This is a genomic window from Mesorhizobium sp. C264A (assembly GCF_040324515.1).
Taxonomy (GTDB): Bacteria; Pseudomonadota; Alphaproteobacteria; order Rhizobiales; family Rhizobiaceae; genus Mesorhizobium.
In genome coordinates this window covers 2,495,616-2,519,768 of the sequence record NZ_JAMYVY010000001.1, presented here as the reverse complement: position 1 = coordinate 2,519,768, position 24,153 = coordinate 2,495,616, and the positions used below count along the sequence as shown (strand labels likewise).

General features: G+C 60.6%; 19 protein-coding genes and 2 pseudogenes. 7 read left to right on the top strand and 14 right to left on the bottom strand.

Annotated features, from left to right (window positions below):
• Window positions 1–11: 11 nt before the first annotated feature.
• Entirely contained in the window at window positions 12–1,445 is a 1,434-nt protein-coding gene (locus tag NKL04_RS12425; RefSeq protein WP_023700599.1) for an aldehyde dehydrogenase family protein, read from the top strand.
• 64 nt (window positions 1,446–1,509) lie between these two features.
• On the opposite strand, the gene NKL04_RS12420 is transcribed toward NKL04_RS12425, so the two are convergent.
• The 4 genes from NKL04_RS12420 to NKL04_RS12405 all read right to left on the bottom strand — a co-directional run bounded on the left by NKL04_RS12420 (window position 1,510) and on the right by NKL04_RS12405 (window position 8,425).
• Entirely contained in the window at window positions 1,510–2,820 is a 1,311-nt protein-coding gene (locus NKL04_RS12420) for an HlyD family type I secretion periplasmic adaptor subunit (RefSeq protein WP_023700598.1), read from the bottom strand.
• Window positions 2,817–4,553 carry a type I secretion system permease/ATPase gene (locus tag NKL04_RS12415; protein ID WP_023700597.1) on the bottom strand — a complete coding sequence of 579 codons (1,737 nt, stop codon included), beginning with the start codon at window positions 4,551–4,553 and terminating at the stop codon, window positions 2,817–2,819. Before NKL04_RS12415 ends, NKL04_RS12420 begins: the two co-directional genes overlap by 4 nt.
• Window positions 4,554–4,587: 34 nt before the next feature.
• Window positions 4,588–5,010, bottom strand: a complete 423-nt coding sequence (locus tag NKL04_RS12410) for a hypothetical protein (protein ID WP_023682883.1) — start codon at window positions 5,008–5,010, stop codon at window positions 4,588–4,590.
• Between the two features lie 73 nt (window positions 5,011–5,083).
• The gene (locus tag NKL04_RS12405) at window positions 5,084–8,425 is read right to left on the bottom strand and encodes a M10 family metallopeptidase C-terminal domain-containing protein (RefSeq protein ID WP_023700595.1); all 3,342 of its coding nucleotides are present in this window, start codon (window positions 8,423–8,425) and stop codon (window positions 5,084–5,086) included.
• Window positions 8,426–8,926: 501 nt separating this feature from the next.
• Between NKL04_RS12405 and NKL04_RS12400 the strand changes: the two genes are divergently transcribed.
• A complete protein-coding gene (locus NKL04_RS12400; RefSeq protein WP_198029293.1) occupies window positions 8,927–10,459 on the top strand; it encodes a tetratricopeptide repeat protein in 1,533 nt (510 codons plus the stop codon).
• 89 nt (window positions 10,460–10,548) lie between these two features.
• On the opposite strand, the gene NKL04_RS12395 is transcribed toward NKL04_RS12400, so the two are convergent.
• The 8 genes from NKL04_RS12395 to NKL04_RS12360 form a co-directional block, all read right to left on the bottom strand.
• Window positions 10,549–11,013 carry a hypothetical protein gene (locus NKL04_RS12395; protein WP_023700593.1) on the bottom strand — a complete coding sequence of 155 codons (465 nt, stop codon included), beginning with the start codon at window positions 11,011–11,013 and terminating at the stop codon, window positions 10,549–10,551.
• A gap of 80 nt (window positions 11,014–11,093) precedes the next feature.
• A complete protein-coding gene (locus NKL04_RS12390) occupies window positions 11,094–11,597 on the bottom strand; it encodes a hypothetical protein (RefSeq protein ID WP_023700592.1) in 504 nt (167 codons plus the stop codon).
• A 278-nt stretch (window positions 11,598–11,875) separates the two neighbouring features.
• Window positions 11,876–12,061: a hypothetical protein gene (locus tag NKL04_RS12385; RefSeq protein WP_023672558.1), complete on the bottom strand. Its 186-nt coding sequence runs from the start codon at window positions 12,059–12,061 to the stop codon at window positions 11,876–11,878.
• Between the two features lie 556 nt (window positions 12,062–12,617).
• Window positions 12,618–13,244, bottom strand: coding sequence for a hypothetical protein (locus tag NKL04_RS12380; protein WP_031209288.1), 627 nt, complete (start codon window positions 13,242–13,244; stop codon window positions 12,618–12,620).
• Between the two features lie 337 nt (window positions 13,245–13,581).
• Window positions 13,582–13,917 (bottom strand): hypothetical protein, encoded by a 336-nt coding sequence (locus NKL04_RS12375; protein ID WP_156951437.1) that lies wholly within the window; start codon window positions 13,915–13,917, stop codon window positions 13,582–13,584.
• A 186-nt stretch (window positions 13,918–14,103) separates the two neighbouring features.
• Complete coding sequence (locus tag NKL04_RS12370; protein ID WP_023682877.1) at window positions 14,104–14,697, bottom strand: hypothetical protein; 594 nt, start codon at window positions 14,695–14,697, stop codon at window positions 14,104–14,106.
• 259 nt (window positions 14,698–14,956) lie between these two features.
• Window positions 14,957–15,484: a DedA family protein gene (locus NKL04_RS12365; protein WP_023700590.1), complete on the bottom strand. Its 528-nt coding sequence runs from the start codon at window positions 15,482–15,484 to the stop codon at window positions 14,957–14,959.
• 22 nt (window positions 15,485–15,506) lie between these two features.
• A complete protein-coding gene (locus NKL04_RS12360; protein ID WP_050591962.1) occupies window positions 15,507–16,022 on the bottom strand; it encodes a CorA family divalent cation transporter in 516 nt (171 codons plus the stop codon).
• Window positions 16,023–16,415: 393 nt separating this feature from the next.
• On the opposite strand from NKL04_RS12360, the gene NKL04_RS12355 reads away from it, so the two are divergent.
• Window positions 16,416–16,940 (top strand): OmpA family protein, encoded by a 525-nt coding sequence (locus NKL04_RS12355; RefSeq protein WP_023682876.1) that lies wholly within the window; start codon window positions 16,416–16,418, stop codon window positions 16,938–16,940.
• 213 nt (window positions 16,941–17,153) lie between these two features.
• On the opposite strand, the gene NKL04_RS12350 is transcribed toward NKL04_RS12355, so the two are convergent.
• Entirely contained in the window at window positions 17,154–18,110 is a 957-nt protein-coding gene (locus NKL04_RS12350) for a DUF1402 family protein (protein WP_023672572.1), read from the bottom strand.
• Between the two features lie 488 nt (window positions 18,111–18,598).
• Here NKL04_RS12350 and NKL04_RS12345 point away from each other — a divergent pair, with 488 nt between their 5' ends.
• The 4 genes and pseudogenes from NKL04_RS12345 to tnpC all read left to right on the top strand — a co-directional run.
• Entirely contained in the window at window positions 18,599–19,909 is a 1,311-nt protein-coding gene (locus NKL04_RS12345; protein WP_352723749.1) for a hemolysin family protein, read from the top strand.
• A 286-nt stretch (window positions 19,910–20,195) separates the two neighbouring features.
• Window positions 20,196–21,203: an AI-2E family transporter gene (locus NKL04_RS12340; RefSeq protein ID WP_023682875.1), complete on the top strand. Its 1,008-nt coding sequence runs from the start codon at window positions 20,196–20,198 to the stop codon at window positions 21,201–21,203.
• 729 nt (window positions 21,204–21,932) lie between these two features.
• Window positions 21,933–22,240 (top strand): annotated as a pseudogene (gene tnpB, locus NKL04_RS12335) (IS66 family insertion sequence element accessory protein TnpB).
• Between the two features lie 135 nt (window positions 22,241–22,375).
• Window positions 22,376–23,247: pseudogene (tnpC, locus tag NKL04_RS12330) on the top strand (IS66 family transposase); the annotation flags it as partial.
• A gap of 23 nt (window positions 23,248–23,270) precedes the next feature.
• Here tnpC and NKL04_RS12325 read toward each other — a convergent pair.
• Window positions 23,271–24,137, bottom strand: coding sequence for an undecaprenyl-diphosphate phosphatase (locus NKL04_RS12325; RefSeq protein ID WP_280938711.1), 867 nt, complete (start codon window positions 24,135–24,137; stop codon window positions 23,271–23,273).
• Between the last annotated feature and the right edge of the window lie 16 nt (window positions 24,138–24,153).

The window sequence follows — 24,153 nt, the reverse complement described above, 5'->3', positions numbered from 1 at the left end:
AGGAGAAGCCCGTGTCACACGATCTGCAGTTCTATATCGACGGCGTGTGGGTCGATCCTGTCGTGCCCAGCACACTCGACGTCATCGACCCGTCAAACGAAGATGCTTTCGCGCAGATTTCGCTCGGCTCAAAGGCCGATGTCGACAAGGCGGTTGCGGCCGCCAAGCGCGCCTTCGAGACATTCGGCTTCACTTCGGTCGAGGAGCGCCTGGATATCCTCAACCGCATAATCGAGGTCTACAAGAAGCGCAGCGCCGATCTGGCGCTGGCCGTATCGCGCGAGATGGGCGCGCCGCGCCAGATGGCACTCGACAGCCAGGTCGGCATCGGCCTGGCACATCTGCGGAAGATGGCCGAGGTGCTGAAGTCGTTCGAATTTCGCCAAGTCAAGGGCTCGTCGCTGATCGTCAAGGAGCCGATCGGGGTCGTCGGCCTGATCACGCCGTGGAACTGGCCGCTGAACCAGATCACCTGCAAGGTCGGTCCTGCGCTCGCCGCCGGCTGCACCATGGTGCTGAAGCCCTCGGAAATCGCGCCGCTCGACGCCATCATCTTTGCCGAAATCATCGACGAGGCCGGCGTTCCCAAGGGCGCCTTCAACCTCGTCAATGGCGACGGCCCGGGCGTCGGCCAGGCGCTGTCCAGCCATCCCGATGTCGACATGATGTCGTTCACCGGTTCGACCCGCGCCGGCATCCTGGTTGCCAAGGCGGCCGCCGAGACGGTCAAGCGCGTGCATCAGGAACTCGGCGGCAAGTCGGCCAACATCCTGTTTCCCGATGTCGATCTTGAAAAGGCGGTGAGCAAGGGCGTCGCCGGCTGCTTCAGCAACTCAGGCCAGTCCTGCAACGCGCCAACCCGCATGTTCGTGCCGCGCGACCGCCATGATGAGGCGACCGGCTACGCCAAGACGGCGGCCGAAAAATTGACCGTCGGCCCGGCCGATGCGGCCGGTACCAAGCTCGGCCCGGTGGTCAGCCAGATCCAGTTCGACAAGATCCAGGACCTGATCCAGGCCGGCATAGATGAAGGCGCGACGCTCGTTGCCGGTGGCCCCGGCCGTCCGGCCGAACTCAACCGCGGCTACTATGTCCGCCCGACCGTGTTCGGCGATGTCACGCCCGACATGCGCATCGCACGCGAGGAAATCTTCGGACCGGTGCTGGCGATCATGCCTTACGACACAGTGGAAGAGGCGATCGGCACCGCCAACGACACCGTCTATGGCCTGGCCTCCTACATTCAGGCCAAGGACATTCAGAAGGCCCGCGAAGTCGCCGCCCGCATGCGCACCGGCAACGTCTACATCAACTATCCCCAATGGGACGCCGGCCTGCCCTTCGGCGGCTACAAGCAATCCGGCAACGGTCGCGAATACGCCGAATACGGCCTCGAGGATTTCCTCGAGATCAAGGGCATCGCCGGCTACGAGGCGGCGGAGTAGGGGCTACCCCTTGGGGACCGGCAACCAGCCGGTCCCCAAGGCTTCAGCTCTCAAACGTGCGGCTTCACTCTTCCCGGAAAGCTTTCTGGATCTGATCCGACAGCGGCTTCACCAGATAGGAAAGCATCGTCCGGTCGCCCGTCGGGAAGAACACCTCGGCCGGCATGCCCGGCGCCAGCGCCAGCCCGCGCAGCTTGGCGACCTCCGTTTTCGGCAGCGTCACCCGCGCCACATAGAAGGCTGCTCCGGTGCGCTCTTCGACGGTGAGATCGGCCGAGATCCGCGACAGCGTCCCGGTCAGCTCCGGCGTGGTTTGCCGATTGAACGCCGACAGGCGCAAAATCGCATTCTGGCCCATCGTCACCTGGTCGATATCCTGCGGTGCGATATGCGCTTCAACGGTCAGGTCGTCCGTCACCGGTACGATCTGCATCACCTGTTCGCCGGGGGTGATGACCCCGCCGATCGTATGCACCGCCAACTGCAGCACCACGCCATCCTGCGGGCTGCGCAGATCGATGCGCTTCAACTGGTCCTCGGCCGCTACCTTGCGTTCGACGAACTCGGAGATCTTTCCCTGGGTATCGCGTAAATCGGTCGCGACCTCGCTGCGAAGATCCTGGTCGATCTGGATGATCTGCAGTTCGATCTCGGACGCCTTGCCTTTCACCTGGGCAATTCCCGCGGTCAACTGGCCATGCTCGCCTTCGAGCCGCACCGCGTCCCGTTCCAGCGACGTCATGCGGTCGATTCCTATCAGCTTGCGATGCCAGAGCGACCGCACACCTTCCAGCTCGATCTGGATCAGCTCGATCTCGCGGCGTTTCGCCTGCAGCTGCTCGGTCAGGCCGGCACTCTCCTGCTTCAACTGCGCGATCCGTTCGCGCAATTGCGATCGCTGGCCAGACCGCGCCTGGTGCCGGAAATCGAACAGCGATTGTTCTCCGGCCATCGATGCGGCGACACCGGCTTCGTCGCGCCGCGATGTCAAAACGTCCGGAAAGCTGATCGTGTCCTTGCCGTCACGCTCCGCCTCCAGGCGCGCCAACCGTGCATAAAACTCATCCAGACCTTTTGAGACGATCGCCAGATTGGCGCGTGTTGTCGTTTCATCCAGCCGCACCAGAATATCGCCCGCCTTGACCCGGTCGCCTTCACGCACCCTGATCTCGCCGACCACGCCGCCCGTCGGATGCTGAACCTTCTTTACATTGGAATCGACCACCAGCCGGCCAGCTGCGATCACCGCACCCGACATCTTGGTCACCGCCGCCAGGCCGCCAACACCTCCGACAAGCAGCAGACAGGTAGCAACGCCAGCCACGAGATAGCGGCGGACCTGCCGATGATGCAAAGCGCTTCTGTCCTCGCTCATGCAGGAACGCCTCTCTCCGTGGCGGCAACGACCTTGAGCGGTGCCGCCGATCGGAAGACCTTGTTCAGCACCTCATCCTTCGGACCGACGGCCTGCACATGGCCATTGGCCATCACCAGCACGGTGTCGACATTGGCCAGCACACTTGACCGGTGCGCGACGACGATAACGATGCCGCCGCGGTCCCTGATGCCCTGGATGGCGGCGGACAAGGCCACTTCACCCTCTGAGTCGAGATTGGAATTCGGCTCGTCCAGGATGACCAGGAACGGATCGCCATAAAGAGAGCGGGCAAGGGCGACACGCTGGCGTTGCCCCGCCGAGAGCGAGGCGCCGGCTTCGCCAACCTTTGTGTCGTAACCGTCGGCCAGATGCACGACGAGATCATGCACGCCGGCGGCCTTGGCTGCCGCAAGCACCATGTCGGACGACGCATCCGGGTCGAAGCGGGCGATGTTCTGCGCAATCGTGCCGTCGAACAACTGCACATCCTGCGGCAGATAGCCGATATGTTTACCCAGCTCGTCGGCCGGCCACTGGTCAAGCGTCGCGCCGTCCAGCCGCACGGCGCCGCGCGCCGGAAGCCAGACACCTGCAAGCGTACGCACCAGCGATGATTTGCCGGAAGCACTCGGGCCGATGACCACCAGGCCTGCTCCCCTGGCCAGTGAAAAACTTGCATCCCACACCACCGGCGTGCGTTCGCCCGGCGGCGCGACACTGACATTCTCGACCGCCAGCGCGCTGACAGGCGCGGGCAGGGTCACGCCGGTTGCGCCTTCCGGCAGCGCGGACAGAAGCTGCTTCAGGCGTGCCCAGCTTTGCCGCGCCGAAATGAAACCCTTCCAATGCGCTATCGCCAGTTCGATCGGAGCCAGCGCCCTGCCCATCATGATCGAGCTTGCGATCATGATGCCGCCGGTCGCCTCTTGCTTGATGACCAGATAAGCGCCGATCGCCAGCATTGCCGATTGCAGCATCAATCGCAGGATCTTGGAAATCGTGCCAAGCGTTCCCGCGACATCGCTGGCCGCCGCATGGGCGTTCAGGTACTCGGCATTGACGGCAGACCACCGCTCGGCGATACGCCCGCCAAAACCCATGGCCTGCATGGCTTCGGCATTGCGCCTTGTCGCCTCGGCCAACGTGCTGCGGACGGCTGCGTGCTGTCCGGCGATCCTTGTCGGGCCGCGGGTCCGGAATTCGGCCAGAAGCGTCAATGCAAACAGGACAACGGCGCCGGCAAGCGCGGTAACGCCGATCCAGAAATGAAAAATGAAACAGATGCCGATATAGAGCGGCATCCATGGCAGGTCGAACAAAGCGGTCGGTCCGGCACTGCCGATAAAGGAGCGGACCTGATCGAGATCCCGTAGGGGTTGCAGCCCGTCGCCGGAAGGCTTGGCGCGCAGCGGCAGGCGCATCAACGCCGAATAGACCGACGGGCTCAGCTTTGCGTCCAGCCCCTGTCCCAGCCGCACCATGAGGCGAGAGCGGATCAGCTCCAGCACTCCCTGAAACACGAACAATGTTCCCGCAAGCACCGCCAGGCCGACCAGCGTCGGCACGCTGCGACCCGGAACGACGCGGTCATAGACTTGCAACATGAAGAACGAACCGGTCAGGGTCAGCACGTTGACGACCCCGCTCATCAGGACGATGCCCGAAAACGCACGTCGAAAGGACGCCAGGATTCCGACCAGCGTAAGCGGCGTCGATGGCGTCAGCTGCATGCAGGCTCGCAATCAGGATATGGCATCTCGTCCTTCAATAGATAACTGCCTTGAGTGTGACATGGACGGGCAGGCCGGCCTGGAACTGCGCGCTGCCCCGCGCCACCAGCCAGCCGTCCGCACGCTCCAGGCGCGCAACGACCTGCAGCGTTGGTGAAGCGGTCGAGCTTGCGGGCAGGGGCAAGGAAAATTCTATCGTCTTTGAGCCGCCCTCGCTCTTGAGGCTGGTTTTGGCGGCGCGGCGTCGCCCACTGTCCTGAATGGCGGGATCCTCAAGATAGATCTCGAGATGACCTTCCGGGATAGCCTTGCCGCCCACAAAGGTGACGGCGCCGCGAATATCTGTTGCGCGAATATCTGGCGCGCGAATATCTGGCGATTGCGCTGCCGCTGCCCCGGTGGCCGCGGCGACTGCCGCAACTCCGGCGGCCATTAACACCGTGCGGCGGTCAGTCATCGCGTCCTCTCCCTTTTCACTGCGCTGGGGTATGCGGGAGGGCAGCCTGACGGCACCCCCTCCCGGCAACGCGTTAGATGACAATGAAGTCTGCAGCCGAAAGATCCAGATTTGTGTTCAGGTGTGCAAACTGAACGGCTGCTCCCTGTCCGGAACCATCGGCGTCGTAAGACAATATTCCACTGTCGGTGTCGTAGATGATGCGGTCGTCGGCATCATGAGCAGCGCCGGCTGCGCTCTTGTAGAATGAGCCCAAAGCAAGGGCGCCGTCGCCGCCAACGCTGGCAAAGATGAGGTTGTCCAGCAGGATCGTATCGTCGGCGACCTTGAAGTCCTTGATCCAGTCGATATTGCCGTTCCCGAGTTCTGTCGAGAAGCGGAAATAGTCGTCGCCGGCGCCGCCGGTCAGCGTATCGGCAGCCAGCCCGCCATCCAAAAGGTCGCTGCCGCCGCCGCCGTTGAGCGTATCGGCGCCCGCAACGCCCGGCTGAGCTGGTGCCGGCGGGAATTCGACCGACACGTTCAGCTTGTAAGTCGAGCCCTCCGGCACGGATTCGACCCAGCCATCGCCAGGAGCCGAGTCCGACCATTCGCCCTCCACAATATAGTAGGTTCCGGTTTCCTGAACGATGAAGCTGGTGCTCGAATCGCGGCCGTTGTTGGAGCCGGGGTCGTTGCCGCCATCGTCGTTCTGGGCGACGATATTGCCATCGCTGTCCAGCACCCTGACGATGCTGTCATGGACATTGGGGTCGGCAATGCCATCGATGTCGATGGTGATGATCGTGCCGGCCGCCAGGCTGATGCTGTAATATCCGCCCAAGCCGTTTCCGGTGGCATTGACGGTGGTGTGAAGGGTGGTCGTCGAATCGAAGATGTCGGGGTCGGCGGTCAGCGAGAAGTTGTTCGAGATGTCGAAGGCGGTCGAGACCGAATTGTTGGTCGCGTCCGGTCCGAGCGTGGCGTAGCCGGTGCCCATGCCCGGGCGTGGCGGAGCATCGCCCTGATAGGCGAAATCGCCGAGCAGGGTGTCATCGCCGCCGCCGCCGTCGATCTTGTCGGCGCCGCCCTGGCCGGTCATCACATTGGCCGCGCCATCGCCGGTCAGGTGATCGTTGAAGCCCGAGCCAGCCAGATTTTCGATCGAGATATAGGTGTCGCCGCCGGATTTGCCGCCACCCAGTTTGAGGTTTTGCCCGCTGGCCGCGTCGGCGTAGTCCGCCGTGTCGCTGCCGGCGCCGCCATTCAATATATCGGCGCCGCCACCGCCGGTCAGCGTGTCGTTGCCGGCGCCGCCGGAAAGTTTGTTGGCCTGGGCGTTGCCGATGAGATGGTCGTCGAAGAACGACCCGACGGCGTTTTCGAAGCCGACCAGGATGTCGTGCCGGATAACGGTGCCGCGCCCGACGATCTGCACCGGGCCATCGCCGTCGCCGCCATTGGCCGTGCCATTGGCGAGGTCGATCGTCACGCCGGCGGAACTGCCTTCGTAGACGACCGTATCAATGCCGGCGCCGCCATCCAGATAGTCCTGGCCGGCGCCGCCGATGATCGTGTCGTTGCCGGCTTCACCGTAAAGGATGTCGCCGTCATTGCCGCCATCCAGTATGTCGTTGCCGCCGCCGCCGTTGAAATAGTCGCCGCCGCCCCGGCCCCAGAAATGATTTGCCGCCGACGTACCGATGAAACGGTCGATGCGGTCATCGGACCCGATCAGGTTTTCGATGCTGTAGAAGGTGTCGCCGGTGGCGGTGCCGCCATTGGCAACGTTCGTCTCGAGGTTGACGAGCAGTTGGAAGGGGCTCTCCTTGCTGAAGTCTACCGTGTCGACGCCGGCGCCGCCCCTGAATATATCGACGCCATCCTGGCCGCTCAGCGTATCGTCGCCGTCGCCGCCGTCGAGGATGTCGTTGCCCTGGCCGCCGAGGATCGTATCGTTGCCGCGGCCGCCATAGAGCGTGTCATTGCCGTCGTCGCTCTCGGTCTGGTCTGGAAGGTCGGCGACATCGATGGTGTTGTTGATGTCGCGGCTGGCGAGCGAGTCGCGGCCGCCGATGATGAGATCATCGCCGCCCTGACCGAAGATCGTGTCGTCGCCGGCGCCGCCGTCGAGCGTATTGTTGCCATTGTCGCCGAAGATGACGCTGGTCATCGTGTTGTCGCCGATGGTCGGTGCGGTTTCGGTGCCGCCGTCTCCAGGCTGGAGTGTCGACCCGTCGGCGTAGATGATGTGTTCGACGTTGGCGATTTTCCGGATATTCAAGTTCCGGTTCAGCAGAACGACCGTGTCATTCCCGCCATTCGCTTCCTCGCGCACGATGTCGTCGAGAGAATCGACGAAGTAGGTGTCGTCGCCGCCATTGCCGGCCATGCGGTCGCCGCCGCCGCGGCCATCCAGCACGTTGGCTCCGTCATTGCCGATCAGGACGTCGTCATAGCTGCTGCCGATGCCGTTCTCGATGTAATAGTCCGTGCCGTCGGCGTTGTGCCCGGCAAAGATCGACACATTGTTGCTATGGCCGTTGACGCTGGAAAACTGTCCGGCGCGCAGATCGAGGATCGTGCCGGCCGTCGAGCCGGAGAAGTCGATCGTGTCGGTTCCTCCGGTGTCATGGATGACAAAACCGATATCGTGCTGCATGCCCGAGGAGGTCAGCCGGTAGCCGTCCACGGCACTGCCGAAGCCGTAGACGTTGTCGCCCGTGTTGAGGTCGATATGCTGATAGGTGCGCACGCCGTTCTCGTCGACGGTGGAGAAAAAGCGGCGGATGACTGCCTCGATGTCGGCCATCATCGGCGTTGACGCCGACCAGCGGCTGGTTTCACCGACATCGATCCCGTCGAAATAGGACATGACGCTGTATTGCTGACGGTCGTAGGTCCAGGTCGCATTGTTCAGATAATTGATCTGTACGCCGCCGGGGCCGCTGTAATTGTAGAGCCCGGGGTGGTTCAGGCCGAACTCATGACCGAATTCATGGATGAAGGAATCGAAGACATAGCCGCCAATATCCGTCTTGTTGACCTCGGTGTCGTGGAAACGCTGGCCGATGCTGACATAGCGGTCGTTGGAATAGGCGCTGCCGTCGTCCTCTTCGCCCAGTTCGGGGCTGACAACCTGCATCCAGTCCGTTGCGCTGTTGTATGGTGCATTGTCGACGATTTCGAACTTCAACGGGGTGACACTGGCCCACATCTGCAAGGCGCCGATCGCGGCGGCCTTGTATTCGGGATGGTCATTGAGCTCGGAGACATTGATCCTCAGCGTTCCCGCCGCGATCGCCGGCGTTATCGACCGGTCCAGCGCTCCAAGGTAGGTGAGGAAGGCCCCGTAATCTTCGCTTTTGCCGTACGGGTTGTCCGGCGTCTGGTCGTTGACCCACCATTGATCGCTGGTTTGGCTTGGGTTCGGCATCCTTGGGACTCCTTGGTCTCGCAGCCGTGGCAATTACGGCTGTATGGTTTAGCAGTTGCCAACCACCGACAAGCATCGTTTGCGATTGCCGGTCGAGCCCCGTCCCAGTGCCAACAATGCTATTGGAATCTTCGCTTGTCTAGCCTCTGTTCGCGCTCAGTACATGTGAAGGTTCTTGGGCGCGCTTGTACCGGCGGGTTTGAGATACTCGTTTGGTGTCGACCGTGGTGGCGCTAGGCTATGTCCATACTTCGCCAACAGGCGCACCGGGTTAAGGACTTTCGAGACCAAGTGCATCGCAGGCTACGAGGCGGCTGATTAGGCGTGTATCGGGCAGACTTTCAAGATCGGCCGAAGGCACGCTGTCGCCGATCATGGCGTGCCGACGCGGCTAATCCTTTCGGCAGCCACCAGATCGCGGAGTTGGAACAGGGGATTGGCTAGAGCTGGTTTCTTTGCCGCGATGACTTGCGAAGCACAGAGATTTGTTCGATGAATTGGATGGAGGCCCGCAACTCTTCAAATTGTGCTGGCACAATGTTTCATAGGCGGCAAGTCGAGCGGTCGGTTGGGGAGGGTTCCGGTCTGTTTTGGCTGGCCGGTCTGGTCGTTTTGCTTGGGCTGTGTGTTCCCGCCTTGGCCTCGGGCAACGACTACCAAACCTGTACCGATCACGATGCGGAAGCCGCACGGCGGATCGCGGCTTGCACGCATGTCATGGCGGACGATACCGAATCCTATCGCAGCCATGTCATTGCTTATTCCATGCGCGCAAATGCACTGGCCGACATCGGCGACTACGACCGCGCCATAGCCGACTACGATCAAGCCATCGTCTTTGGACCGGAAGATTCCATCGTCTACAACAATCGAGGCTGGGCCTGGAGCCAGAAGAAGGACTACGGCCGTGCCATCGCCGACTACAGCCGGTCGATTAGCCTCAGTCCGAAGGCCCGCACCTACACCAATCGCGGCATAGCCTGGGGATACAAGGGCGATTTCGATCAAGCCATTGCGGACTACAATCAGGCGATAGAAATCGACGCCAATCTCGCCGATATCCACTTCAACCGGCAGGATGCTTACCTCCACAGAGGCAATGCGTGGCTCGATAAGGACAATTATGACCACGCCATTGCCGACTACAACGAGGTCATCAAGCTCGATCCGAAGCAGGCCCTGGCCTATGCCGGCCGGGGTCTGGCCAGGGTGGGTAAGGGCGAGTACGACCAAGCGATCGCCGACGGCGACAAAGCCATCTCGCTGGATCCCAAGAGCGACCTCAGCTACGCCAGCCGGGGCTTGGGCTGGCTTTACAAAAAAGACTATGACCAAGCCATCGCCGACTTCGACCAAGCCATCGGCCTTAATCCGGATTTTTCGCTCGCTTACAGCAACCGGGGATATGCCTGGTGGCGCAAGGGCGATGACGACCGCGCCATCGCCGACCTCGATCATGCTATTCTGCTCGACCCGACTGATGCCGACGCGTTAAACAACCGTGGGCTGGCTTGGCGCAACAAGGCGGCTGACGGCAGGACTATCGCCGACATCAGCCAGGCCATCCTGCTCGACCCGACGCAGGCTCGACGCTTTCAGGACCGGGGACTCCTGCGCTACTATTCCGGCCCGATAGCCGATGCGCGAGCCGACATGGAACAGGCCGCCAGGCTGGCGCCGGACAACGCCTATCTAGCTATCTGGGCGGATCTCGCCCAACGGCGCAACGGGCTTCCCGGCAGTCTACAGGGGGCGCAAAGCAAGCTCGACATGACAAAATGGCCGGCGCCGGTGGTGCGCATGCTGCTTGGCGAGTTGACGCCCGAGGCCGTCCTTGCCGCCGCCGATGACCCGGATGCGGCCAGGAAGACCGGGCAAGCCTGCGAGGCGAACTTCTTCACGGCGGAACTTGACCGACTGCAGAAGCACGACGATGAAGCGTTGCGCCTGTATCGCGTGGCGCAACGCGATTGCCCCAAAAACTTCGTCGAATACCACGCGGCGGCCGCAGCGCTACGTGCCTTGTCGCCATAAGGCGGCTCCCGACGGCAGCGCTGGCCTGCCTCAGCGGCTACAAGCAATCCGGCAACGAACGGCCGGGAATACGCCCTTCGCCGTTTCGTTCAGACGCCGGTATGCGCGCTGTTGCCTTTCGCCGGCGGGGCAGGCGGCGGGACCACCGCCTTCGTGCTTTCGCCGGGGGCGTCGACAGGAACGAGGGTTATCAGCGCCGGGTTGGGAAAATGATCGAGCGTTGCGCCGGTCATCGCATCGACGCCGACGCCGATCAGGCCGCCGACCAGAATGTTTCCGGCAAGCCCGGCCGCACCTTTCCCGCCCATCTTGGTGCCTATGTAAAGGCTGCCTGGCTTGTAGCCTTCCTTCTCGGCAAAGGCGGTAAAGCCTTCTTTACGGCTTGCTTCGACAGTGCATGGCGATGCAGGACAGGAATGCCCGAGGGATGTTCGTATTGCCGCGTCCGCCGGCTCTGAATTGATGGACACTTTGTCTGTAGTTCCGCGCACCACTGATGCGCAGCCGGAAACAGCAAGCGCTGCCGCCAAGGCGGCAAGAATACTTGATTTCATTTGAGATTCCCCCCAGGCCAGTCATGACGCGACTTGCATGCGGGCGCAAGGGCACGAGGGGCTGAATGCACAGGCGTGCTTCAGGATCCCGTCCGGCGCGCGAAATGTTCATATGTCACGCGCCAGGGGTCGCTCTCCGCTCGTCTCTCCTCGCCGATCCAGTGAAAGCTCGCGGCGGTGATCTCGGTGAACCGCCACCGCGCCTGCAGGCCGCGCGAGTCGGCGCCCATCTGGACGATGTCCTTGCCTTCGGCCCGCCCGATCTGGCGCGAATAGTCCTGGTTGAGCGGATCGCTCCAGATAACGTGCCAGCCACCGATCCCGGGATCGAAGACGCGCAAGGTCGTGCCATACATGGTGGACGGGGCAGGGCGCCTGGGCCTGATCCAGATGTCCTGAATGGCGCGGCCTTCGAGCACCCAGCCAAAATGACACTCGCCATCCGATTTCTGATTTGTGCCGTCGTTGCGGTGGTGGACCGTCTCCATGTCCCAACTGCCGATCAACCATCCATACAGGTCCATGTCTTTCGCCCGGTCGGCTGGCGGACCTTCGGATGCGAGAGCGGTAAGAAACGTCGTCATGACTGTCTCCAGGCAAGCCGCGCTGAAACGCTGGCGCCACAACCCTTGCAGCGTTGCGGGCCCAGGTCTTGGGAAAAATTGCTGTAGTCCCGTGGCTGCAGGCACTTCCGCGTTCGCGCCATATCATATCTATGCGTGAATGCTAATGTAGCGTCGGCGGGTACCCCAATGCCCGCCTGGCCGGCGCCTCCTCAGGCAATCTCTTGGATGAGCGGCGCCGGCCGCTGGCTTGGGCGGCGACCAAACTCCTGCCGGAAGAATATCAGCCTGGCAGGTGGTTATTGCTGGGCAGTTTTGGCAGGCATTTCGATATCGGTCTGTATCCCCAGAACGTCCGCTGCCCAATCGCGCATTTCCGGTGAAGCATCGCCGGATTTCATGATCGACACGGCCAAAGCGGCCATGTCAACGGCGGTTTTTTGCTGGCGATCGCAAAGGCGAAATAGCCGGCCATGATGGCGCATCCCACGGAAATGACCGGCGGGACGATCTGGAGTGTCGCCAAAGCCATTGCGCGCCAGCGGCCGGATCGGCTGGGTGCCGGAAGCTCATCCTCATCCACAAGGTCGGTCATTCCACTCCACCCACCAACCGGGAGAACGCTGGCCTGTAAGAATTATCTACATTAGTTAAAATGCGGATAAATCCATATTGAGATGCCGAGGAACTTCGTCAGAGCGCGCCGAGAAATGCCCATTGCGCTAGGCGGAATAGATCAACAGGGCGAGGAGCCCAAAGACAACGATAAGGCCAACTGGCCAATACCGTACGATCTGATCAGGATATTTCTCGCTCAGGCTAAGCAACCGGTCCCCGTAAGGGAGACGACTAAAGCCTGCCGGGCCGTTCTGTTGCTTGATGTCCCGGAGGATGCGGCGCGATTCCCTGATATCTCTGTCCTCTGGTTCGGCCATTGCAAAAGTCCTCCCTGCCGGGACCGATCTTAGCCTGTTTACGTGAAGTGCCCAACAGCGTCGACCGGATCGCACGCCAGCGGCGCATGACATCATTGGAACCCAATCAATTCTCAGGCGGCGCTTCATCTTCCCAGCCGGCCAGCTCCGGCAGGTCGTCAAGCCAGCTTTTCTCTGTGATCGAGGTTTCGCCGGCCTGCGGCACTTCCTCAGTCGCGTTTTGAATGAGCCAGTCCATCCACTTGCGATAGGCAGCCGGCGCCAATTCGGGCGGCAGCACCTTGGCCTTGGTCAGCATGCGTTTGCGGAAACTGAGTTGCCGGCGCAGTTTGGTCGTCGTGAATTTTATCGCCTTGCCCTGGTATTCCACCGTCCAGCGCCCATCGCCGTGGCTGGTCAGCCTGTCGATGGCAAAACCGGCATCGACCGGCCTGTCCCGCCAGGGAAGCTCGATGGCATTCCGCCTCAGATCGAGAGCCCATCGCCGGTAGTCGGCCCCGGTACGCTGCGGCGGCAGCACGCCAGCCTGTTCGAGGATTTTCTTGCGAAAGGTCGGCTGCTTCTTGATCTGGCCGGTCGTCAGTTCGATGCGGTGCCTACGCAATTCGACATGCCAGCGGATCCTGCCGTTGCCGACATATTTGACCAGCCTGTCGATGACGAACTCGTCGTCGGACAACTCCACGCATCCTTGGCGGATGCGTTCGAGGATGTACTGGCTGTCAGTGGGCATGACGTGCCTTGGCTGGGGTTCCTGGAAGCTTTTCGAACTTTCTGGGTCACGCCTCAGCCCGAATTGCTGGCACTTGTGAAGGACGTCGGGGCGCATGTATTTGCTCTGGGGCAGGCTTGATCGACGTATGTCGGATTTCGTCCCGGGGATGAACTGGCCCCGCTTCATCGCCCCTTCGAGACTCTTTGGGAGAGCCGTAAGGGTGAAACTTCCGAGCTGCGAGACTTGGACGCCGGCATGTTAGCCAAGCGTCGCCGCTCTAAGCCTGGGCAACGTCTGCCCCCGCGGCGCCTTGGCATCCCGCGCCAGAGTCTTCGTCGCTACAGCCACTCGATCTTCAGGATCTGGTGCAGTTCAAGCCGTTCAGCGATGAGGTGCCGGTGGCGCCATGGATGCGGTCGAAGAACCCCACGCCGGTTATGCGCGCGGCTGTCGGCTTCGCCTTCGCCCCAAAGGTCGGCATCTCCAAGGCTTGGTCCAGAGGCGTGGGGAACGAGACTAGCAGCCTCTCCATGTCCGCGCCGCTGCATCCCCGTACACGTTGGCCGGCCGCCGGTTGGCCATGTCGCGCGACGTTACCGACTTGGGCGGCAATGAAGATTGTTCCGGCGATGCCTGTTGGGCGCAGCGCCGATTTTCCGTCGCTAAAGCGGTTCAATGGGCAGGTTGACATTCTCGTATCGGGCTCCTTCCGGATAGACAATCTCGGCTGATCTCAGCCACTTATCCATTCTAGTGATGTAGTGGGTGATGCTCTCGCTCCATTTCAACGGCTGAATAACGGCAAGAAGCTCAAGATATACCATGTTAAGTTGAATTTTTCCTTTCCTTGGTTTTCAATTGTGATCGACATGTGAGATCACGCTCTGTCGATTGCTTTCTCGCTCAAGTGTTTCCGATGATCCGAAACATGCGCGGCCTTCTTATCCGCGACGTATTTAATGACCTCCCTCCGCCGCACCGGTGTTCCATGTACCGCGATCGCGAGACCTTTCAGATATTCCGAGAGGGAGACGTCGGCGTCGTCCCGAAATCGCCAAGGGGTCCCAGTCAAAGGAGGTTGCCCCTTTAGCGAGAACACAGCAGCGATATTCGGGAGCCGATCCCCGGCCCAAGGGTAGTTACCGCACGTCAAAAGCACGGCGGGGTGAATAGGGTCGAAATCCAGCATCCGCGCGAGAACTCTCAGGCCCGAACTCGGGATCAAGAGGCGTCCCGCGTTGAACAAGTCTCTCTCCGATAGCAAACGCCGCAGAATGGTACTGCGACCGCGGATTTCAGCGGGCAGTTCCGCCACATTTGTGGTCATCTCCCTGGTCACGAACCGAAAATCCTCCACAGTTATCCGGGCAAGATCAAACTCCGCTTCAGAGAGAAGGCGATCCGGCGATTTTAACCGAAAGTGCGGCTTGACCAAATATGAGAACAGTGGCGCTTTGGCTGGCTTGTCCATTAGCAATCCTCAAGGACCAAGCATGCAGCATACACGTCTCTGGTCGGGCTTATGGGTCGAAAAGTTCGGCGAAATCGCCATTTTCTAGCGACGGTTGTCGAGGTTCGGCCATGTGGGTGCCACCCGGCCCTCCGGCGGGTGGCCAGGGGCAATCGCTAAGGCCGACACTGTGCACTGATCGGGGCGAGCGGCTTACCGCGCCTTCAAGGGTAACTGCTTGGAAGGCGGATCGACAAGCTGCTCGCCCGGCGTGAGTCGCCTACATCCAAGCCTGCAGCCATTTGAGGCCGAACGCACCGGGCGCGAGTATCCCTGTCGCCCAGAGGATCGCCGAGGAGACGTTGGCGATCTGGAATGTCAGGACGCGCATTTCGCAGATACCTGCAACCAGCGGAACGGATGCCCGCAACGGACCGGAGAAGCGGCCGATAAACACCCCAAGCCCACCCCAGCGTTCGAAGAATCTATGGCCACGCGGAAGCAGATCTGGGTAACGCTTCAGCGGCCAATAGTGCGAAACCCGGTCTCCCAGCCGCGTGCCAACCCAGAAAGACAGCCAATCGCCAAGTGCCGCGCCGACGATAGCGGCGAGCCACAACGGCCAGAACGCGATCCCACTTTCGCCGATCAGAAAACCGATGCCAACGAGGATCACGGTCGCGGGAAGTAAGAGCGAGATGAAGGCCAGCGATTCGCCGAAGGCCAGCATGGTCACGAGCGGAATGCCCCATGCCTCATGCGCCCGCATAAAAGCGATGGTCGCTTGCGTGATCTCGGCGAGCCTCATTCGTTGGTTTCCTGCTTCACCCCTACCAAGGCGACAAATCCCGATATTTAGAACCAACCCCGCCACTTGAACCAACCAACGGAATGATAGCGCTGAAAGCGATCATGGCCAGTCCATAGGGGTAGCCGAAGGCCCAGTCGTATTCGGGCATGGTCTTGAAGTTCATGCCGTAGATGCCCGCGATTAGGGTCGGCGGAATGCCAACGATCGAGACGATGGTGAGGATTTTGAAAATGTCGTTCTGGGAGATGCCGATCAGCCCGACCATGGCATCGAGCAGGAACTGCACCTTATCGGAGAGATGGACCTCATAATCGTCCAGCGAAGCCACGCCTTGCTTCAGGCCGTTCATTCGCGACGCTACCTTCTCGTCGCCCCAGTCCCCGGTCATCGCGGACGCGAAATCGATGGCGCGCCCCAGGGCAAGCAAGGCATCGCGCTTTTCCGAGAGATAGTCACCCAGCCGGCCGACATGGCGCAACTGGGCGCGAATAACCTTGTTTGAGCGGATCGCCTTACGGCCCTGGCTGTCCGGCACATGGAAGGCGGCGGCAGAAAGGGCGCGCAGGTCCGTCGACTTCGTCGCCCGGCGAGGCGCGCGGCACCGTCGAGACCTGCAGCGGCTCCAGCGTCTCGCTGCCTTGGCGCCTGATCTCGAATTCGAGGCTGGCGTCCTCCGACGGAAGCGGTCACGAGCTGTGAAAGCCCAGCAGCACTAGGAAAACGTGGCGCCGGCTGGTCTCTCGCATCCTTGACCGCGCCGGCAGCGGAGTGGCAGCAGTCACAAAGAGCCTGATTGTCACCCTGAAACAGCTGAATGAGTAACTTATCTCGGCTTGTCGCAACCATAGTGTGGTTGACCCGGCACGCGCTCCGGATTTATTTTGGGAATTATCCGATCGTGACGTCGATTTCCATGCTGGAGGCCGCTATGCGGATAGGCACTTCTTTCTTGGTGCTGGCGACTGTGCTGGCGTCTTCAAATTCGTTTGCCGACCCTGTCCAAACGTCAGAAGACATCGTCAAGTTTTTCGGCAATGCGACTGATCTGGGCCCGTCGCGTGGAATATGCATCGGCACTGAAGACGAATGCAAGAGCAAAGCGGACGCGTCAGTGCCAACCGGCCTCGACATGTTGATCAATTTCAGCCTCGATTCTGCTGAGTTGCAGCCGGAGGCGCGAACAAAACTCGGCGAATTTGCCAAGGCGCTGAAAGACAACCGTCTAAGGGCGCATAACTTCATCGTCGAAGGCCACACCGACGCCTCGGGCTCGGCTATCTACAATCAAGGACTTTCGGAACGACGGGCGCAATCAGTGACGGCATTCCTCCTATCGAACGGAATCGAACCGTCACGCATCAGGGCAATTGGCGAGGGCAAAAGCCATCCGAGAGTCGCCGATCCCTACGACCCGGTCAACCGGCGGGTCGAGATGCGGATAAACTTGCCATAGTCATATTGGACTGCCGGGGGGGTTCGTCGCGTTGACATTCTCGCGTGACGTTCTGAGTTCAATGGTGCTCGAATGGCACTTAGGCCAACTCTAGAAAATGCCGCCTTCCGAATTTCGCCACCAATGTCGGGCTCTGCTCCGTCTGCGCGGCGCCTGACCTGCGGGTGATGGTCTGCCAACGCGCTTAACCGCGCGGCGGCCAGCGTTGATTGCTCACCCTTGACCGTCAAGAAGGGCTCGCAATTCATCGAGTTTGGTGTTTACGAACCAGCCGTAGTAATTCTCCACCGGCAGCTTTCGTCCGGATCCCTTTGCCGCAGCTTCGCGAAGTTCGGCTGCGCGACGTTGCGGCTGGCCGACATTGTAGAGCGTTGCTGTAATGCCCGGATTCCCGGAAATATCGAACCCCTCCTCGGCATACGCGTCGATCGCCTCCCGCAGGATGGCGGTCGTGTAGATCACGCTGCGCTTCGGATCCATGATGTCGCGGTAGATTGCCTGCGGCCGATCGGGTGAGAGCTTTTCAAAGCCGCTCACCCGATTGACCAGGTCGGTCACTTCCAGCGCCGCCAGAGGGCTGATCTGGCCAAGCCCGAACGTCTGGCCGGCGAAGAACGGTTGAAAGAACGCCCTTTGAAAGGTCACGTTCTCATAGGCGACATTGCCGACAGTTTTTCCGAGGAACTGTGTGTTCCAGACGTCGGTTCGGCAGCTCCACAGTGCCGAACTCCCTTTGGCAGGGGTGCAGCCGGAAAATTCCGGGCGATTGACAAACGACTGCAGCGAAATGCCTTTGTAGCGGAATTCGAAATCCGCGTTGGCGTATGCCAGGGCCTTGACGTAGTAGGTTTGCGCCGCATCAACGCTGCTGACATTGTAGGTATGTTCGCCGACAAGCGCGCCGACAACGTGGATCGGATCGATACCATAGGCAGCGGCCGTATCCTTGATCTGTTGCACGAGCTTTTTATCGTTACTCAGCAACGCCAGAATCTTGTGGTACTTGGCGTCGTAAGTTGTCTTGAAGGCGCGCGTCCTATTCGCTGACGCTGCGGGAATCGGCGGCTGCTGCTCGAACCGGTTTCCGGGAGGAACGACGGTGAGGCCCTTCGCGAGGGCTTCGAGGCCCAATCCGTTGGCAAACACCAGGACAAGGGCGGTCAGCGCCATGAGCGCGTGCCTAGTATTTTTCATGTGTCGCCCCCGATGAGCAGGGGATACACCCACGCTCGCCGCCCGTTCCCGTATGAACCAATCAAGCTCGATCAGCGTGGCACGCCGGTTGTCAACGCATGACCGCGATCGCCGGGCATGATCGCGCCCTGGGTGTGACGTATCGGTCACTATGCTGGTGCTGACGCCAGCAAATCGTTCGCGGGACCGGCATCTCGGCCAACCTGTTGCCTTGCGAATCTTCGAACACGAGTCTCGCGTTGATCGAGCGTACCGCCCTTGGAAGGTTGCTTTTCACCCTAAACGTTATGATCGGTCCCGTCCGTCCAGGCTTAGCGCACCAAGTTCAGTAGTACGAGCTTGTCCGACCTTCCGCTCAAGCAGTCGCATTGGTGTATCTGCCGTCGGTCCTTGCTACGGATCGCTGCAACATAGTGGTCGAATGCACCTTTTCGTTCCCGCTTCGCAGATGCTAAACGTTCGCTATGCTTTACATTGAACTCGCGACCGTCGTCGTCCTGATCTGCATCAACGGCCTGCTTGCAATGTCGGAACTAGCCGTTGTCTCGGCGCGACCGGCTAGGCTCAAAGGTATGGCCGAACGAGGCCTGAAGGGTGCCAATCGTGCGCTGGCGCTTGGTGCCGATCCCGGAAAATTCCTATCGTCTGTCCAAATAGGGATTACATTGGTGGGCGTGCTTTCCGGGGCCTTCTCAGGCGCTACGCTGGGCGAGCGCCTGTCATTTGTCTTGGCCGCTAGCGGCGTGCCCGGCAACATTGCAGACGCCTTGGGTGTCGGTATCGTAGTGGCAGTCATCACCTATGCCTCTCTGATCGTGGGAGAACTTGTTCCCAAGCAGATTGCACTTCGCAATCCGGAGGGCATAGCAATGCGTGTAGCTCCGGCGATGACCATCGTTGCGAAAATTGGCGCACCGCTGGTGTTCTTACTGGATTTCTCCGGTCGTGGTTTGCTGTGGCTCTTAGGCCAGAAAGGCGAGTCCAAGGAAAAAGTCACCGATGAGGAAATCAAAATGTTGGTTGCCGAAGCCGAGCATCACGGCACCATCGAGGCAGACGAACGCCGGATGATCGCGGGCGTCATGCGTCTGGGAGACCGGGCGGTGCGCGCCGTTATGACACCACGGACCGATGTGGACTGGATCGACATTACCTGGGAAGAAACGAGAGTGCGCAAGGCGATCATCGAGACGGAGCATTCTCTGCTGCCGATTGCCGAAGGTACGGTCGATGCAATGATCGGCGTCGTGCAGACCCGCAAGGTACTGGCGGGCATGCTCAATGGGCAGAAGGTCGATCTCAGGCCTGACCTGCAGAATGCGCCGATCGTGCACGACCAGGCGGATGCGCTTGATGTGCTGACAACACTGAAAGGAGCACAGGTGCCTTTGGCCCTGGTCCATGACGAGTACGGTCATTTCGAGGGCATTGTGACGCCGGCCGACATCCTCGAGGCGATCACAGGCGTGTTCCGTTCCGATCTGGAAGCCGAGGAAGAAACGGCCGCCGTGCAGCGCGAGGATGGGTCATGGCTGCTTGCGGGGTATATGCCCGTTGACGAGATGTGTGATCACCTTGCCATCGAGCTCCCAGAAAATCGCGATTATGAAACAGTTGCCGGTTTCATCCTGTCGCACATGCACCATTTGCCGGCGACAGGCGAAACGGTCGAAGCGGACGGCTGGCGGTTTGAAGTCGTCGATCTTGACGGCAGACGCATCGACAAGGTCATGGCCAGCAAATTACCCAGCGGACGCCGGCTCGCTCGGTATTAAATCAATGATCGCGCAGGATGGCAGCCGCATGTCTCTTACTGCCGTTCGCGACGATTGATTCACGCCTTGTCGGGCAGAACGAGCGTTCCGAAGGCGCACATGCCAATTCGACCACGGACCGTGTCGCATGGATCAAAGTATGAACGACAACCATCAAGCTGCAAACCGGGAAGAAATGTAGGCGGCTAGCCTCACACACGTATTGGGTGCGTGTTCGCTTGCGCATCACCGGGTATCAAAGCTAATGGAAACCCGGAGAGGACTTGGCTGCTTCAGCAGGTGAAAAGTGCTGCCTTTCTCACGGTTCTATGTCGCGTCGTGCCTGCTCGCAATTATAGCGCTGGTCGCCGTTCTCGAGCTCGGCCTACTACCGGCACTGCTTTCGGGCCTTCTCGTGTTCAACCTCGTTCATTTCGCCGCACCGATGCTCCATCGAATCGGCGTCTCCAACAGCCTGACGAAAAGCCTTGCGTTGACCTTGGTGGCATTGATTTTCACGCTCCTGATAGCCGCCGCTATCTTTAGCGGCGTGTCGCAATTGACTGGCGGTTCGGAGAACGTCGTGACGCTCCTCAAGAAGATGGCCGAGATCATCGATACCGCGCGTGTCCATCTCCCGACCTGGGCGATGGCCTATTTTCCGTCGAATATCGAGGAACTGGAAGTCTTCGCGGCCCGGTGGCTCCGCGAACATGCCGGCCAGCTTCAACTCGTCGGGCGAGATGTCGGCGTCCTGGTGGTCCACATTATCGTCGGCATGGTGATCGGCGGCTTGATCGCGGTGAACTCGGCGGCGCCATCGGGCGAGCCCGGCCCACTGGCGATCGCGCTGGCGGATCGTGTCAAAATTCTGAGCAAGGCTTTTCGCAACATCGTGTTCTCGCAAATTCGGATTTCGGCGTTGAATACATTTCTAACGGCGATCTATCTCGTCGCTGTTTTGCCGTCCTTCGGAATCGATCTGCCATTCATCAGGACGATGATAGCGCTGACTTTCGTCGCCGGCCTTCTGCCGGTCATCGGCAATCTGATCTCCAACACCGTGATCGTCGTTGTCAGCCTCAGCATCTCCTTCCTTGCAGCGCTCGGCTCGCTTACCTTTCTCATCGTCATTCACAAGCTCGAATACTTCATGAACGCCAAGATTATTGGAACGCGGATCAACGCGCGTGCCTGGGAGCTTCTTCTGGCGATGGTTTTCATGGAGGCCTGGTTCGGTATGCCGGGTCTTGTCGCCGCGCCGATCTATTATGCCTATCTGAAGGCTGAACTCACGATGCGCGGGCTAATCTAGGATTGGAGCAATGCCCGATCGAACGAAATCGGGTCGCGTCGATGGTTAACAGGCCAGCTAGCATCAGGCTCATTGATTAAGACGGAAGGCCACGGCGGCTGCGATGCAGATTGCCGAGAAGACGGTGTGTGCGTAGCGGTCAAATTGGGCGCGATGCGCCGCTAGTCCTTCAGCTTGGCGAACATGTTCTCGATGTTGTGACGTTGGCGGCATAGGGTGTTGTCGTCGTCGATCGGCTTGTTTCCGCTTTTGACCGGTGGGGTGCATTTTGAGTATCCATCCGGCGTGTCGCGCCTTGTTCGGGTGATGAACGAGTGGTCTTAAGCGTGCTCTTATGAGCGCACTTAGGAGCAGTTGATGGGTCAGATCACGTTGCTCACAGGCCCCGAACGTCGGCGGCGGTGGAACGAGGCGGAACGGCGCCAGATTTTGGAGGAGGCGTTTTCGCCGAGACCTGTGTGACGCAGGTGGCGCAGCGGCATGACGTTTCGACGCCGCTGATCTACACGTGGCGCGCAAGCTGTGCGAGCACGTCCCGGACCCGTGCCTTACAGAGGCGGTGGTTGTCGATGACGACGTCGGCCATCCACTGGAGCACCGGCCGGCTATTGTCGTGGAGGTGGTAAAGGGCGGCCGGGTGAGCATCTTCGCGGGAGCGACGCCCACGCTGGTTACGGCAGTGGTAAAGGCACTGCGGTGATCCCGCCGGGCGCGCGGGTGTGGCTGTCGATGGGTCACACCGATATGAGGAAGGGCATGCAGGGCCTGGCTTTGCTGGTGCAGCAGCACCTGAAGCGCGATCCCCACGGTGGTGATCTCTACGTTTTCCGCGGACGCGCCGGATCGCTGGTAAAGACATCTGGCATGACGGGATCGGTATGTCGCTTTATGCCAAGCGGCTCGAGAAGGGCCGCTTCATTTGGCCCCAGGTGAAGGACGGTGCAGTGTCGCTGACGAGCGCTCAGCTGGCGTGTTTGCTCGACGGGATTGACTGGCGCAACCCGCAGTACAGCTGGCGTCCGGTGAGCGCGGGATAGGACACGGATTTCCTCAGCCAAAGCGGCATTTTTCGGTTGCACCGAGAGACAGTGTGCTGATTCATTTCGGTCATGGAAGCCGCCATTTAGCCCCTGCCGGACGATGTCGAAGCGCTTAAGGCCCTGGTTGTGTCGATGGGCGCCGAACTTGCCGCCGCGTGGGCTAAGGCGTCGGCCAGGGAAGCTCTGATCGGGCACCTCAAGCTGCAGATCGCCAAGCTCAGGCGCGAGCAGTATGGCCCCAGCGCCGAGCGCAGCCGCCGGCTCCTGGACCAACTTGAATTGCAACTCGAGGAACTCGAGGCCACAGCCAGCGAAGTTGACCTTGCCGCCGAAGCGGCGGCGACCAGGACGACCAGTGTCACCGTCTTCGAGCTTCGAGCGCAAACGGCCAGTGAAGAAGCCGTTTCCCGAGCATCTGACACGTGAGCGCATCGTCATCCCCCGCGCCATGTTCGTGTCCGACTTGCGGCGGGACGCGGCTTTCGAAGCTCGGCGAGGTCGTGACCGAGACACTGGAGGTGATCCCGCGTCAGTGGAAGGTCATCCAGACGGTGCGCGAGAAGTTCTCGTGCCGGAACTGTGACGATCACCCAGCCGCGGGCGCCGTTCCATGTCGTGCCGCGTGGCTGGGCAGGTCCTGGCTTGCTCGCCATGCTGCTGTTCGACAAGTACGGCCAGCATCAACGCTTAACCCGCCAGGCTGAACGTTTCGCTCGCGAGGGCGTGCCACTGAGCCTGTCGACGCTCGCCGACCAAGTTGGCGCGGCCACTTTCGCGCTCATGCCCCTCTATCGCCGGATCGAGGCTCATGTTCTCGCCGCCGACCGATTGCACGGCGACGACACAACGTGCCGGTCCTCGCCAAGGGCAAGACCGATATCGGCAGGCTGTGGGTCTATGCCCGCGACGACCGGCCCTTCGGCGGCGCCGATACGCCCGCCGCGCTGTTCCACTATTCGCGCGACCGCCGTGGCGAACATCTTGCGCTGTTCGCGTTCGCATGGTTTCGGAGCGACCCCAAGAAAGCTTAAAGCGCCAGATAGAGCAAGGCTGCGGCTCCAGCGCCGATGCAATAGTACGCGAATGGCTTGAGCGTGTCCGTTTCAAAGTATTTGAGCAGAAAGCGAATTGAAAGAAATGCGGTTCCGCCAGCACACAAGGCGCCAACAACCGCCTGACCCAATCCTGCGCCGCCATTTGTGAAAAGATCGGGGACCTTGAGCACGGCAGCCGCCAGGATGATTGGGGTGGCCAGCAGGAATGAATAGCGGACGGCGTTCTCGTGAGAAAGCCCACAGGCGAGCCCACCGCTCATGGTCAGTCCGGTGCGAGAAAATCCCGGTATCAATGCGAAACATTGCGTGATGCCGATGATGACGGCTTGGATCCATGAAAGGGCAGCAAGCTTCCCGTCATCGTGGGCACCTTCAGTCGCGCCGCGCGAACGCAACACTTCGACGACATAGAGCATTGGGCCATTCAGTACGAGCACAGCCGCGACGAGTGTCGCGGCTGCAAAGAGCTGCTTCAGTCGCTCTTCGAACAGAAGCCCAAGGAGTCCGGCCGGAATGGTGCTGACGATGAGAAGCCATCCCAGCTTGGCATAGGTGTCATCGGCGCGGATCTCGTGTTGTTTGAGGGAGCGGAGAACACCACCGATGATGCCTAGCCAATCGCGCCAGAAAAAGCCCAGCAACACGAGAGCCGTCGCCAGGTGCGTCAGCACCAAAAAGGCGACAAATGCAACGCTCGATCGGTCGACGGGCCAGCCAAGCAGGGCAGGGATCAGAACGGTCTGTCCCAAGCTCGAAATGGAAAGAGTTCGGCGAAACCCTGCAAAAGCCCCAAAACGATCGCCTGGAAATAAGTGATCATAGGTCCGTAATCCCGGAATCTTGGTTCCCCAAAAT